The organism is Chloracidobacterium validum (assembly GCF_018304825.1).
In the GTDB taxonomy this organism is placed as follows: Bacteria; Acidobacteriota; Blastocatellia; order Chloracidobacteriales; family Chloracidobacteriaceae; genus Chloracidobacterium; species Chloracidobacterium validum.
The window spans coordinates 157,919-170,721 of record NZ_CP072648.1 but is presented as its reverse complement, the minus strand read 5'-3'; the positions used below and the strand labels follow the sequence as shown (position 1 = coordinate 170,721).

The 12,803-nt window shown below is 55.4% G+C and carries 11 protein-coding genes and 2 tRNA genes; 1 reads left to right on the top strand and 12 read right to left on the bottom strand.

Going from position 1 to position 12,803, the window contains the following annotated elements; genetic code table 11:
• Window positions 1–54 precede the first annotated feature (54 nt).
• The 7 genes from selA to J8C06_RS00660 form a co-directional block, all read right to left on the bottom strand.
• Window positions 55–1,473, bottom strand: a complete 1,419-nt coding sequence (gene selA / locus J8C06_RS00690) for an L-seryl-tRNA(Sec) selenium transferase (RefSeq protein ID WP_211428886.1) — start codon at window positions 1,471–1,473, stop codon at window positions 55–57.
• Window positions 1,448–2,320 (bottom strand): fumarylacetoacetate hydrolase family protein, encoded by an 873-nt coding sequence (locus J8C06_RS00685; RefSeq protein WP_211428885.1) that lies wholly within the window; start codon window positions 2,318–2,320, stop codon window positions 1,448–1,450. Before J8C06_RS00685 ends, selA begins: the two co-directional genes overlap by 26 nt.
• Before the next feature lie 69 nt (window positions 2,321–2,389).
• On the bottom strand, window positions 2,390–4,315 hold the full coding sequence (locus J8C06_RS00680) for an LIC_10190 family membrane protein (RefSeq protein WP_211428884.1): 1,926 nt from the start codon (window positions 4,313–4,315) through the stop codon (window positions 2,390–2,392).
• A 112-nt stretch (window positions 4,316–4,427) separates the two neighbouring features.
• Window positions 4,428–4,503, bottom strand: a tRNA-Lys gene (locus tag J8C06_RS00675).
• Window positions 4,504–4,571: 68 nt separating this feature from the next.
• Window positions 4,572–5,804, bottom strand: a complete 1,233-nt coding sequence (locus J8C06_RS00670) for an NAD(P)/FAD-dependent oxidoreductase (protein WP_211428883.1) — start codon at window positions 5,802–5,804, stop codon at window positions 4,572–4,574.
• 112 nt (window positions 5,805–5,916) lie between these two features.
• A complete protein-coding gene (locus J8C06_RS00665; RefSeq protein WP_246602047.1) occupies window positions 5,917–7,734 on the bottom strand; it encodes a 30S ribosomal protein S1 in 1,818 nt (605 codons plus the stop codon).
• A gap of 146 nt (window positions 7,735–7,880) precedes the next feature.
• Window positions 7,881–7,955 (bottom strand) — tRNA-Gly (locus J8C06_RS00660).
• 287 nt (window positions 7,956–8,242) lie between these two features.
• On the opposite strand from J8C06_RS00660, the gene J8C06_RS00655 reads away from it, so the two are divergent.
• Window positions 8,243–8,848, top strand: a complete 606-nt coding sequence (locus J8C06_RS00655) for a DICT sensory domain-containing protein (protein ID WP_211428882.1) — start codon at window positions 8,243–8,245, stop codon at window positions 8,846–8,848.
• Window positions 8,849–8,859: 11 nt separating this feature from the next.
• Here J8C06_RS00655 and J8C06_RS00650 read toward each other — a convergent pair whose 3' ends face one another.
• The 5 genes from J8C06_RS00650 to J8C06_RS00630 all read right to left on the bottom strand — a co-directional run bounded on the left by J8C06_RS00650 (window position 8,860) and on the right by J8C06_RS00630 (window position 12,800).
• Window positions 8,860–9,138, bottom strand: coding sequence for a hypothetical protein (locus J8C06_RS00650; protein WP_211428881.1), 279 nt, complete (start codon window positions 9,136–9,138; stop codon window positions 8,860–8,862).
• A gap of 469 nt (window positions 9,139–9,607) precedes the next feature.
• Window positions 9,608–10,840 carry a HesA/MoeB/ThiF family protein gene (locus J8C06_RS00645; RefSeq protein ID WP_211428880.1) on the bottom strand — a complete coding sequence of 411 codons (1,233 nt, stop codon included), beginning with the start codon at window positions 10,838–10,840 and terminating at the stop codon, window positions 9,608–9,610.
• 150 nt (window positions 10,841–10,990) lie between these two features.
• Window positions 10,991–11,845, bottom strand: coding sequence for a tetratricopeptide repeat protein (locus J8C06_RS00640; RefSeq protein WP_211428879.1), 855 nt, complete (start codon window positions 11,843–11,845; stop codon window positions 10,991–10,993).
• 11 nt (window positions 11,846–11,856) lie between these two features.
• The gene (locus tag J8C06_RS00635) at window positions 11,857–12,294 is read right to left on the bottom strand and encodes an ExbD/TolR family protein (protein WP_211428878.1); all 438 of its coding nucleotides are present in this window, start codon (window positions 12,292–12,294) and stop codon (window positions 11,857–11,859) included.
• 74 nt (window positions 12,295–12,368) lie between these two features.
• On the bottom strand, window positions 12,369–12,800 hold the full coding sequence (locus J8C06_RS00630; RefSeq protein ID WP_246602046.1) for an ExbD/TolR family protein: 432 nt from the start codon (window positions 12,798–12,800) through the stop codon (window positions 12,369–12,371).
• Window positions 12,801–12,803: the final 3 nt, after the last annotated feature.

The following is a 12,803-nucleotide window of genomic DNA, read 5'->3' as shown; positions in this document are numbered from 1 at the left end:
CGAGCATAGCCGAAATGGGCTTGGCCGTCGCCGTGGATAGCCCGCGCTGGCGCTTCATGCCAGGCTTTCGACAATACCCTGGAGCAGAGCGCGCTCTTGTGCCGGTAGAATCGTCCGCGGATCAAGCACGACACAACCATTTTCGATGCGTGTCACAATGGCCGGCGACCGCTGCCGCAGCCGGGTGGCCAGTTCATCGGCGGCGACGGTGGTCGAGGTCAGCCGGACAAGCGTTGTCGGCAGTTGTACCTGTGGGGCACAGCCGCCGCCAATGACGGAATGCCCTGGCGACAGGTGTACCGCCAGGGTTTCAGCCGGACACCGGCGTTGGATTTGAAGGCGCAATCGCCGGGCACGCCGCCGGATGGCATCCGGGGTTTGCCGAATCATGGCCACGGTCGGAATTGCCTCCGGCGCACGGGTGCAGTACAGCTTGAGCGTGGCTTCGAGCGCCGCGTAGGTCAGTTTATCGGCACGCAGCGCGCGCAGAAGCGGGTTGCGGCGGAGCTGTTCAATGAGGTCACGGCGACCGGCAATGACGCCGGCCTGGGGTCCGCCCAGGAGCTTGTCGGCGCTGAAGGTAACGAGATCGGCGCCGTCCGCCAACGACCGCGCTGGGGATGGCTCATCCAACACGCCATAGGCACTCAAGTCAGTCAGTTGTCCGCTGCCAATATCATCAAAAAGCAGGAGGCCGCGCTGGCGTGCCAGCACGGCCAGCGCCGCTAGGGACGGGCGTTCGGTAAAGCCCAGTAGGCGGAAGTTTGACTGGTGAACGCGCACGATGAGCCGTGCATCGGAAAGTGTTTCCAAGGCGGCTGCGTAGTCTGCCAGGCGGGTACGATTCGTCGTCCCGACTTCGCACAGCGTCACGCCGCTTTTGGCCATGATGTCGGGAATCCGAAACCCACCGCCGATTTCGACTAACTCACCCCGCGAGATGAGCGCCGTCTGCCCACGGCCAAAGGTATCGAGCACCAGCCAGACGGCCGCGGCGCAGTTGTTGACCACCAGTGCCGCCTCACAGCCCAGCAGCATCTGCCAGTGAGCTTCGCCATGCCGGTCGCGCCGGTCGCGTCGGCCCGTAGCCAAGTCGTACTCAAGGTTGCAGTAGCCGCCAGCAATCATTGTCAGTGCTTCGAGCGCCGCACGCGCTAGGGGAGCACGTCCCAGATTGGTATGTAGGATAACGCCGGTTGCGTTGATGACCGGACGCATGCCCCCACGGGCTGCCAACCAAGCACGGGCCGCGGCAAGGCTCTGGGCGAACAGGTCGGCAGCGCTTCGTTCAAGCGCCTGGTTTTGCAGTTCAGTACGCAGTTGAGCAATGGCCTGACGGGCGGCCGCGCGGCGCTCGGCGGCGGTGAATCCTGCCAGTGAGGTCTCGGCATCGAGCGTCTGCGCTAAGCGTTCGACAGACGGCAGGGCGCGCAGCCGGCGCGCACGCTCAGGCAACCGCTGCGGCAACGACATGGTTCTTCAACGTACCCAACGCCTCGATGGTCACAGCGACTTCATCGCCGGGTTTCAGGAAAACCGGAGGTTGGCGAAAAACACCGACGCCGCCCGGCGTGCCGGTGGAAATGACATCCCCTGGCTCGAGCGTCATGGACTGCGACAAAAACCAAATGAGGTAGGGAATGTCAAAGATCATCTCGCGCGTGCTGGAGGACTGCATCACCTGTCCATTGAGCGTCAAGCGAATGTCAAGCGCGTGAGGAGCGGGTATTTCGTCGGCCGTGACCAACCACGGACCCATCGGGGCAAAGGTGTCGCAGGACTTGGCGCGGGTAAACTGCTTATCTTGGCGCTGCATGTCGCGGGCGCTCACGTCATTGAGCAGGGTGTAGCCACCAACGTAGTCATAAGCTGCTTCGCGGGCGATCTGTCGGGCTGGACGCCCAATGACGACCGCCAACTCGGCTTCGTAATCCACCTCGCGGCTGTTGGGCGGCAAGACAATGGGCGACTCGTGGCCCGTCAACGCACTGGCGTACTTGGCAAAGACCACCGGCGCCGCTGGCGGCGTTTTGCCTTGCTCGGCGGCGTGGTCGCGGTAGTTCAACCCAACGGCGACGATTTTGCCCGGACGCGGGACGGGTGGTAAGAAGACTGTTTCCGCTAACGGTACGACCCCGTCCTCCCGGTGGCAGGCTGCTTCGTTCGCGCGCTCCATCAAGTCCTGGCGAGCGGGTTGGTCCAGGGCAAAGCTATCTACTGGCGTCGCCAGCGTGTGGCTGACATCCACAGCAAGGTCATTCACCACCACCGCCGTGAAAGGTGAGGGGCGCAAGGCATGGCGAAGGTAGGCAAGACGCATAGGCAGCTCATCCTGGCAAATGGAGTGCGCACTCAGGGCAAGGCACGACACTCACACGCCAGCCGTGCGCTATCTGGAGCGTGAGAATCCACCGGCCAATCCCCGCCGGGGATCACGCCACCGAATATCGGAACGAATACCATACGAGCCGCATGGCAGTTCAGCGTCGCTGCAAAACCCGACTATGGGATATAGGTAGCGATGCCCGCCGACAATTTTGGTCTCATACCGGGCGTTGACCGGGACAATGGCTTCTGGACCCTTGACAGTCAAACGGTAACGTACCGTCGGAGGTGGGAGCAACCACTTCGGAACAGAATTATCCGGCAGTCTGAAGAGGCCGGCGCCAGCGTAAGATGCCATGACCATCTCCGTTGCATCTTTGGCATAGGACGTAGCCGTCAGACAACCGGCGACGGTCAACGCCGCCGCTGCCGGCGTCCACCGGAGCGGTAAATTCAGCGCTCGTAACCGGGCTTCCAAGCGACTTGCCCGAAACAGGAGTGCCATACTCCCGACCCAGGCCAGCAAGAGCACCGTCACGGAAATTCTCAAGGGGAAGAAGGCCAGAGCAATGGCCAGCAAGTATATGTAAAACACTCTGACACGCAGACCTTTGTTGGCAAGGAGCAATTTTTTCCCGAGCCATTCAGATGCAAACAAAGCGACAAGTGTTGAGAGTCCCACGTGAACATAGCAAAGCCCATAACGGATATCAGGAGCTGAGGAAAGTATAAATATATTTCCAATCAGTCCAATACATGCCAATGTTTTAATCGAGCTCAATTTTTGAGTTGAAAATGCAAGCGCCCCGCAAATCATCAAATTTACGGTAGAGAAAAGCATCAAGTAAGATTGATTGTGAAAAAGATTTGAAAACATTTCAGACCAATCTGATGGTGCGTTTGAAGGAGAGGTTGGATGAAACCCGTAAGGGACAGTAAGTGCTGGCAATTTGGCCTCAAGTTCAGCAGTCATCAAATCAATTCCCCAATCAACTTGAAGATTGGGAACTGTTATCGGATAAAGTGGAAATCCGCTTGATATAAACTGTGCCAGCAAGAAAGGAAGCGCGTAGCCAACCGCCACGAACGACAAGCGGACGAGCTGCCGCGGCGACACGTGAAGCTGCCATAACTCAACTAGTGTAACGATGGCAACGACTGGGGCGAGTGAAAGTTTCAGGCTCAGTGCACCCAGACTACAAAACAAGGCAGCTCGTGGCCTAGGTTCTGACCGCTTACCTTCAACCAGCAACATCCAGCCGATCATGACGGTCACGAGTATGACAGCAATATCTGGTGAAGGCGAAAAAATAATTTGAGTCCATTGCCTAAAGCATGTGCTAAAATAAATAACAGATGCGGTTGCCAAAAACCAGTCTGAAACTTGCATCTTTGCTCGATATAATCTCCAGCCAACAAGAATGAAATTGGCTGAAAATAGCGTGCAAAGAAATCCATTGATAAGCGCATAAGCACGCCCACACAAAAAACCAGCATCAAAAGGGGCGGTCAGTGCGTGCCAGCTACTGGCATAGCCTAAATGTGGTTCCAGAAGAGCTAAACCTGGGACAGTGCCATATTCGCTATACCAACGAATTCGAGGAATATGATAAATATGCGCATCTTCCAAGAGCGTGCCACGCAAGACAAACCAAGCCATCGCTAAAGCCAAGGCCACGCCACTCAACATCAAAGGCAACGTCAGGAACTGCGCGTAGTCCCATAGAGTATCCGTCGAGTCTTTTGAACATAGAGCTGGCAGGGAAAGTCCAAAGGCAACGAGCAAACACCAAGCTGGGCGAAGAGGAACAACCAGTGACGTAGCCAGTAGGGCACTGGCCAACGTCAACAAACCGACCCAAAGTGAGGCGATTAGTCGATCGGCTGGACGCGCGATGCTTGTCGGACAACCGAAAAGCCGCACCACCGAAGTGCCAATCATCACGCACAGGATTGACAAGCCAAGCCACGCAACAAGATAAGCAATCATGCCCGGCTATAACCTGTAAGCCTTTGAGACAAGACTGAAAAGCGTTGGCGGATTTTGCTTCCTAAAAAGCGAACAGGCAAGCTCAATGAGCTGCCTGCCTTTTTCGAGCTTGTGGTGGGTCGTGTAGGGCTCGAACCTACGACCCGCTGATTAAGAGTCAGCTGCTCTACCAACTGAGCTAACGACCCGCAAACTGACTCTAGATATAAGCTGGCAAGTCCGGCTTTGTCAAGCTGGCTGCCAGCGCAACATCGGCTCAATCCGTCGCAGCCGGCACCGACCAAGCCTGCCAAACTTCCTCAATGGATTGTCCCAGCCAACTTAGTCCAACCCGTGTCGCATGCCAGGTGTCAGGCATGGCGAGCAAATACACGAGACGACGGGTCAAGTAGCCGGTGACGCCATCAAAGGCGAGTCCCAAGATATTTGCCGCGCCGGTGCCACGACCGAGTGTCATCATTTCTCCGAGCGATTCATAGTGGTATTCCCGCAACGGCGCACCCCGCAAACGAGCAGCGATATTGTCAGCCACTACCAACGCTTGCCTGACGGCGACCTGCGCCGTTGCCGGCGCGGCGGCGCTCGCCGCAATATCCCCCAACGCATAGACACCGGGAAAACCGGGAACCTCAAGCGTCCGGGCAACTGGAATCCGCCCCCGCCGGTCGCGGACAAATGGGAACTCCGCAAGAACCGGTGTCGGACGACTGCCGGCCGTCCACACGATGGTATCGGCCGCAACGTGCGCTCCGTTTTCCAGCTCGACTCCAGAGGCCGAACAGGCAGCGACACCAACACCCAGGTGCAGGTGAACCCCCCGCCGGGCCAGTTCCCGCTCGGCAAAGTGGCGTAGTGCCGAAGCATACTGCGGCAAGATTTCAGACAGACGATCGACCAAATGCAGGTGTACCTGGGTTGGTGGCAACCCAACCTTTCGTAACTCGGCATGCAGCTTGTCCGCCACAACGGCCGCTAGTTCCACGCCGCTTGGACCGGCACCAATGATGGCGAATGCCGCCGTTTCACGCGATCCGGTTGCGCGCCGGACAGCTTCCTCCACCGCCGACTTGAGCGCGTGAGCATCGGCCAGCGACCGAAAAGGACGGGTATGCGTCTTGACGCCAGGCAGCCCGAAGTCGTCCGAGACATTACCAAGCGCCAACACCAGTGTGTCGGCTTCGAGCAGCAGATCACTGTCTGACTGGTGGACGCGGACCCGACACTGGCCCGCACTGAACTCCCCGCCAACCACATCCCCATGAATGAAACGGCAGTTGGACGGCAGGACTTCCGTGAGCGGAGGCGCAATCTGCCAGTCGGTGACTTCGTCGGTCAGAATCTCATACAAAAGCGGCAGGAAAAGAAAGTTCGGCGTCCGACTGACAAGCGTCACCTCCACGGCCGGTGCTGCTGCTGAACGGCACAGGGCGCGGGCTGTGTACAAGCCTCCGAACCCACCCCCCAAAATCAAGACTCGGTGCTTTCCCATGCTGATACACCAGAGAAAACGATGGGCTGGGAAACAACACAGCGCGTGCCTTGGCACCGATGCTGATCAGATGAGCGCCGCCAAGCAGGGCCGCACCCTTGCTGGATTACGCCTAGCGTGATTCCTTCTCATTGCGCACAAAACGCGCCAGTTCACCCAGGCTGGTCATAGTCTCGCTACTGAGGTAGTTGCTGACATCCTCTGGGTCATTTTCCTTGCCGACCGCTCGCGCCGACAGACCTATTTTCCGATTGGCTTCGTCAAGCTTGAGTATCTTGAATGGTAAAACTTGTCCGACGGAGACAACTGACTCGGCCCGATCAATCCGTTGATCGGATAGCTCGGAAATGTGGCAAAGCCCCTCAATGCCTTCCTCGATCTCCACAAAGACACCAAATCCAGCAATCCGCACGACCTTGCCCGTTACGACATCTCCCAACCGGTGATTTTGGAAGAATCGCTCCCAAGCATTCGGCTCAAGGTCTTTGATAGAGAGGCTGAGCCGCCGGTTGACAGTATCAATGCTCGTAATAATGGCTTCGATGATCTGTCCTTTCTTGAGGACATCCGAAGGATGCTTGACGCGCTTGGTCCAGGACAAATCGGAGACATGAATCAAGCCATCGATCCCGTCTTCGATTTCGACGAAAGCACCAAAGTCGGTCAAGTTGCGAACTTTTCCAGAAACCCGTGAGCCAACTGAGTAGCGCTGGGCAACTGAGTCCCAGGGGTTGGGCTGGATTTGCTTCATCCCCAGGCTGACCCGGCGATTGGACTGATCCACTTCCAGAACCATCGCCTCGACCTCATCACCAACCGATACCAGCTTGGATGGATGCTTGATGCGCTTCGACCACGTCATTTCAGATACATGGACAAGGCCTTCAATCCCATCTTCAAGCTCAACAAAAGCGCCATAATCGGTCACGGAAACCACTCGCCCCTTGACAATGTCGTTGCGACGGAAGCGCTCGTTGACCGTGTCCCAGGGATCAGGGAGAAGCTGCTTATAACCAAGGCTGACGCGCTCACGCTCACGGTCAAACTTGAGCACCTTGACCTGGACGGTATCGCCGACGCTGAACAAGTCGGAAGGCTTTGGCAGCCGCCCCCACGACATATCCGTCACGTGCAGCAGCCCGTCAATCCCACCAAGGTCAATAAATGCCCCATAATCCGTCAGATTCTTTACCTGCCCCGAAACGATGACATTCTCATCAAGTAAGCGTAGGGTCTCAGCCTTCCGCGCTGATGTCTCTTCCTCAAGCAGAACTTTGCGCGACAGGACGATATTGTTGCGCTTCTTGTTGAGTTTCAAAATGCGGAAGGTCATCTCACGGCCCAGGAGCGCATCCAAATTGCGCAGTGGGCGAATGTCAGCCTGGCTGCCGGGCAAAAAAGCGGTGATGCCGCCCAAATCGACCTGTAGCCCCCCCTTGGTTCGCTCCGTTATCTTGCCAGAAACCGTTTGATTGTCAGTAAAGGCTTTCTCGATAACTTCCCACATGTGATGGCGACGCGCATCGGCATGGGAAAGCTCGACATACCCATCGCCACCCTCGATTTGCTTGACCATCACCTCAACCGAAGCCCCACGGGCAATGGTCAACTCGCCATCCGGCCCAGTGAACTCTTCCTTCGGAACCAGTCCTTCGGATTTGAAGCCAATGTCCACGACGACACCACGCTCGGTGATTGATACGACTTGCCCAACCACGATGTCGCCCGGCGAAACCGTGGCCGAAGTCTGCTCGTAGTCATCGAGCATTGAAGCAAAATCGGAGTCATCCGAAGCTTCTCCGGCCGATGCAACGGTGGATTCCGCATCGGGGATGGATTCTTCCGGTGCTGGTGAAGAAGTAACGACCGGCGCACGAAGCGGCGTGATGGTCACGCCTTCAGGGCCGGACGGCTGCACATTATCTGCCATGGGTTCAGAAATCTCTTTTTTAAAGTTGTGCTTGTGGAAGCCTGTGACTCTACATCTCGCACCTCATAGATGTCAAGCAGTCATGAGCATCATAAACAAAAAGACGACGAATCAGACTACATTCGTCGTCTTTTCAGTGCTTTACTTGGAGCGGGAGACGAGATTTGAACTCGCGACTTCAACCTTGGCAAGGTTGCACTCTACCACTGAGTTACTCCCGCAATCGCCCCCAAGCAACCTACGGGTATTCGGGATAATGGTACCCACTGACCAATTTGTCAAGCCTTTTGCATGATTCGGCAACTAGGCACCAGCCTTGATCACACCCTCGATCATACTAACGTGAAGAAAAGCACACTTTTTGACGAACAGGGGTTGTGTTGTATCGAAAAGTGTACGAAAATAAACTTAACCGTCGCAGATGCCAAGCTTGCTCCGACGAGTTACGTCCCCGGCAGCCTATCCCGCCGGTCGCCGATGGGGGCGCGGTTGCCATGGGAGTTTCGCCATGTCAGCACCCATCGCCACAACATTCGACAACATTGTAAACCACCTCGATGCGCGCGCGGAGCAGAATGGGGGAGGGTTACCGGTTACCGAGACTGATACGTTTCGGACGCTCAACTTTTCACTGATGCTCAGTATTTCACACTACATTGAAGACCGCTTCATCGAAAAACGGCTCTCTGGGCTATTTATTGCATCGTTTCAGAAGCTTTCGCTGTTCATACCGCAGCAAGAGCGCTACGCAGCCGTTGCCAAAACTTCAAAAGACGTCTGGATTATTGGTGAGCCAGACGTCCTACCACCCTTTTTGGCTGACAGCGTCCAGTTTTTCCGCCCCGCTGACCAAGCGTGCCGGGATTACTGGATCGTCCTGAGCGATGACCCGCGATTCCGCATTGCCTTGTTCGCCCGCGAGCGGCCGCACCCGGGACCACCCCCGATAGTTCCAGGCAAAAATGGACACACCAATGGAAGGCGGCGTTTCGAAGGATTTTGGACTTATCGGGATGAGTATATTGATGCTATTCGCAATAGCATCCAAGAGCATTACATCCGGCAGGAGCTACGTGTGCTACCGCAAGCCGACCCGGCGGTGGCTGTGCAGTAAAGGCGATTGCCCTAAACAAGCGCCCTGGATAGCGAAAACAGCTTCTGCCCGCCGCGTGTATTGAGAAAAATCCCAACTACATCCCCAGAAACAACGCCAGCCTGAGCCAATGTTTGACCGGGACGTAGCTGTATATTCCGAAATACCAGCGTCGTGCCCGGTATGTTCGGGATCACACCTGCTTCAACAAGGTTTCGCAAGATGGCGTCTGCGGTCATGTCGTCAGAAACTGTGACTTCCACTTCCTTCCCGTTGTTTTCATTGCGAAAGGTAATGTCAACATCCGACATGGGAACAACCTCGACTCCTAATTTGTAACGTGAGATTACAGGGTGTAATGGTCGCAGCGGGCACAACGTCCGGTGTTTATCTCAAAGCAATCATCCTGGTGACACACTTCGCACCGGACTGGTCGCTCCGAGCGCTTGACCAAAAATGTGCTGCCCGTATCAAGTGGAAGGGGGGCTTCATAATTACGCCGATGCAGGTCAGCATAATAGCGACGCGGGAACAGCAAGCTCTCACTAGAGCGACCGCGCTCTTCCTGCTCCCGACGCCCTAGGTAGAGCTCATAGAATTCAAAACCACAAGACACAATCAAAATCAGCATGAATAGGAGCGAACCCATAACCGCCACACCTTCCATAAAGCTCGCCCCCTTCCTCAGCCGAAATTTGACTAAGCTGCCTTATCATATTCAAAAAAACGCTCAAAGACTGGTACGTTAGCGGCTCATCCGCCCAGTGCGGTGGTGTGGTCTCATGCCATCCCCCAGTCACCAAGGACGAGCGCCAGATCGCCAGTCAGCTCACACGACCAGCTACGCCCATGGCGATCTTCCACACTCATGATATGCAACGGCGGCAACCCAAGCTGACGCAACGTTCGCTTTTCATCTTCGCACGTCATGGGTGCATCTCCAAATCGGGCTCGTGAAAATTGAGTCACGACTTCAATATAGCCTTCGGTGACAGCGTGGCTTGGGAGGGTCGCCTGGGTCGCCAAAGAGGCTAAGGGTGAACAATATGTACATCTCAGCTCATCCTCGTAAAGGGCATGGGCCGGCCGCTCAACCGTGAGCGGGCGACTACACTGACGACAAGCGAGGCGGCGGATGTAGCGCCGACCGAGATGTACCGTCACACCACTACCAAGCTGCGCCTCGAGCACGTCTAGGGCTTGCCCCAGCGAGGCGTCCACGCCAATTGGTAGCTCAACGACTTCCCCAAGGCGACCATGCGCTAAACAGTGTGGATCATAGGGTAGTTGGATGGCATGAAAACCGTGGGTTTGACCGTTATAGATAAGCCGAACCCCAAAGGCGACCGGCTCACCATGCAGGACTTTGAGCGCTTCCTGAACTTGCAGCGCCGATGTCAGTGCCGATGTTACCTGAATGGTCGGCAAGCGTTCTTCGATCAAGTAGCGGCGGCGCACCTGCTCACAGGAATCATAACGCGACTGAGCATCGGCCACCTGATCCGGTGTTATCGTGCACTCAAAGCATGGCCCCTCATCCGACGAGAAAGCAGTCACACTCCCGGTCAGCTCATAGAGTCCAGCGTTAATCCATGGCACGCCAGCCGCGCGCGCTACGCGATTGATGGCTAGCCGCGCCTCATCGTTGTCCACGCAACCCAGGATGAGGTCAAGTCGCCGAAAGACGCCCAGCCCAATATCCCAAACGAAGTCAGCATCAAGCGCACGGACGGTGCTCGATGTTTCACGGCAAAGTGCCTGCGTCCGCTCCGCAGCAACCACCGCCTTGCGACGGCCGATGTCAGTTGGCTGAAAAAACACAGTCCGACTGAGGTTGGAAGGCGCAATGTCATCGTGGTCAACAACCAGCATCCAGCGTGCGCCAAGCAACGCCAAATTTTTGAGCGTTTCATTACCCAGTGCGCCAGCGCCAACTACCAGAATACGAGCTGACCGAAGCACATCCTGCCGCCACCAACCGAGACGTTCTTGCCGATCAAAGAACGATTCCATACGCGAAGCTTTAGCCAAGCGGCCCCAGTGAGCATTCGGAAAAAAAGCGAGCTGAGAAAATGTTGAGAATGAGGGAAAAAGATTGACCGTAGCCAGTAGTAGCTACGGTCAACGACGATCTAAACCGCCACGTAGCGCCAAAGCAAGTGCCTAACTACCACCTGATAATTCCGCGGCTGCCTCGCGGTTCAGCTCCTGAAACTTCTCGACCGCAAGCTGCGCATCCTTTTCGAGTTGGCTGACAAGCTGCGCATCGGCAGTCGCCTTGGCCTGCTCCTTGAGCAAAAGAGACTTGTAACTATATGCGTTTGCATACTTAGGATCGGCGGCAATGGCCTGCTCGATGTACTTCAGCCCAGTCTGGGCGGCCTGAATCAGGGCGTCTATATCTTCTTTCTTCCACTTGTCTGGCTTGGCGACTTCCGGGAGTTTGCCTGGAACTTGGGTTTCATATTTCTTCGAGACCTTTGTGGCCTCGTTCCAATAGGTCACGCCAATTGAGTATAAACACTCTGCCTTGGTGGTTGGACTTTGATTTGGAAGGTTAGCTCGCTTCTGTAACCATTCCTGATAGCTTTTTTGATCATCCAGCGTTTTGTAGAGGTCAGCAATAAAAGCATAGGTTTGGTCACGATCACGTTCCTTGAGCCGTGGCTCATTCTCAGGCTTGAGCAATTCTTTGTAGGCCTCAATCGCCATTTTGGCAGTCTTGATTTGCTCTTCACCGTCTTCATTACTGACACGGGAGCGAATGGCCGTGGCATAGAACAGTTTTGCCTGCAAGAAATCCGGATCGCGCTCCATGGCTTCTTTGAAAATTGCTTCAGCCTTTTCATAGCGCCCCTTGTTGTACTCACGCGCCCCTTGGTTCAGTAAATCTTTAGCAATGAGTTTATTGCACCCCGCCATCCCAACTGACAAAACAAGTGCACCACCGAGCGGTAGTGCTTTCCGGAGGGCTGAAGTGAACCAATGTGAATAGCCAGGCTGTGTCGGCATTGTCATAGTGAAGTTACTCAGTCGAGATTATCAATTTGTAACCCAATCGGAGCCGCGCCCGCCCCCTTTGCAATGTCAATGAGTTTGATGACGCGCTCATACTGAACATCCCGCGGCCCTTTGATGAAAGCAGCTCGTAAGTCTGATGGACGTTTCTCCATAAACTCTTTTAGCTCGCGCTTGAGTTGGTCTTCAGTTTTTTCTTGCGAGTTCCACTTGATGACCCCCTGGCGATCAATCGTCAGTACCGGAAAGATGGTATCGCTCGGCGTTTGCTGCTGCTCCTTAGGTTTTTCTGGAATTTTGCTTTCAAAGCGGTGTGGATCCTTGTGCTTGATGACCATGAAGATAATGATCATCACCAACAAGACGTCTATAAGCGGCGTAATATTGACATCAGGACGTGGACCGCTGGTGTCGCTACCACTTGGTCCGCCGCCGGTTGACATAGCCATGGCGCATACCCTCCATAAGGCTCAAGGCACAATGACCCCATCTCCACACCGAGCAGCGACAGGGTTTTAGTGCTTCACTTCTTCTTACGTTTTTCAGTGACTAGACCAATTCGGTCAACACCAGCATTGCGAATGGCATCAACCGTCATGACGACCTCACCATAGGGAACTGTCTTTTCCGCCCGGATGTAAACCACATGGTCTTCTTTCTTGGCTTTTTCACGCATCAAGCGTTTGATGCGCTCAACCAACTCAGTACGGGGAACAGCGTCGCGTCCAACAAAGTACTGTCCGGCCCCAGGAATCGAGACCACAACCGAAGTGTCTTTGGTGATATTCGGGTCTTCATCCGGGTTGTCATTTTCCGGCAGGTTGACGTTGACACCCTGAGACAGCAGAGGGGTCACAACAATGAAGATAATCAACAGCACCAACATGACATCCACCATCGGCGTCACGTTAATATCGCTGTTATATCCACCACCACCACCAGCAGACATTCCCATGGC

Excerpts from the sequence above, each read along its gene's own strand:
- J8C06_RS00680 (WP_211428884.1), bottom strand. The coding sequence starts at position 4,315 with ATGATTGCTTATCTTGTTGCGTGGCTTGGCTTGTCAATCCTGTGCGTG.
- J8C06_RS00635 (WP_211428878.1), bottom strand. The coding sequence starts at position 12,294 with ATGGCTATGTCAACCGGCGGCGGACCAAGTGGTAGCGACACCAGCGGT.
- J8C06_RS00650 (WP_211428881.1), bottom strand. The coding sequence starts at position 9,138 with ATGTCGGATGTTGACATTACCTTTCGCAATGAAAACAACGGGAAGGAA.
- J8C06_RS00630 (WP_246602046.1), bottom strand. The coding sequence starts at position 12,800 with ATGGGAATGTCTGCTGGTGGTGGTGGTGGATATAACAGCGATATTAAC.
- J8C06_RS00685 (WP_211428885.1), bottom strand. The coding sequence starts at position 2,320 with ATGCGTCTTGCCTACCTTCGCCATGCCTTGCGCCCCTCACCTTTCACG.
- J8C06_RS00665 (WP_246602047.1), bottom strand. The coding sequence starts at position 7,734 with ATGGCAGATAATGTGCAGCCGTCCGGCCCTGAAGGCGTGACCATCACG.
- selA (WP_211428886.1), bottom strand. The coding sequence starts at position 1,473 with ATGTCGTTGCCGCAGCGGTTGCCTGAGCGTGCGCGCCGGCTGCGCGCC.
- J8C06_RS00645 (WP_211428880.1), bottom strand. The coding sequence starts at position 10,840 with ATGGAATCGTTCTTTGATCGGCAAGAACGTCTCGGTTGGTGGCGGCAG.
- J8C06_RS00640 (WP_211428879.1), bottom strand. The coding sequence starts at position 11,845 with ATGACAATGCCGACACAGCCTGGCTATTCACATTGGTTCACTTCAGCC.
- J8C06_RS00670 (WP_211428883.1), bottom strand. The coding sequence starts at position 5,804 with ATGGGAAAGCACCGAGTCTTGATTTTGGGGGGTGGGTTCGGAGGCTTG.
- J8C06_RS00655 (WP_211428882.1), top strand. The coding sequence starts at position 8,243 with ATGTCAGCACCCATCGCCACAACATTCGACAACATTGTAAACCACCTC.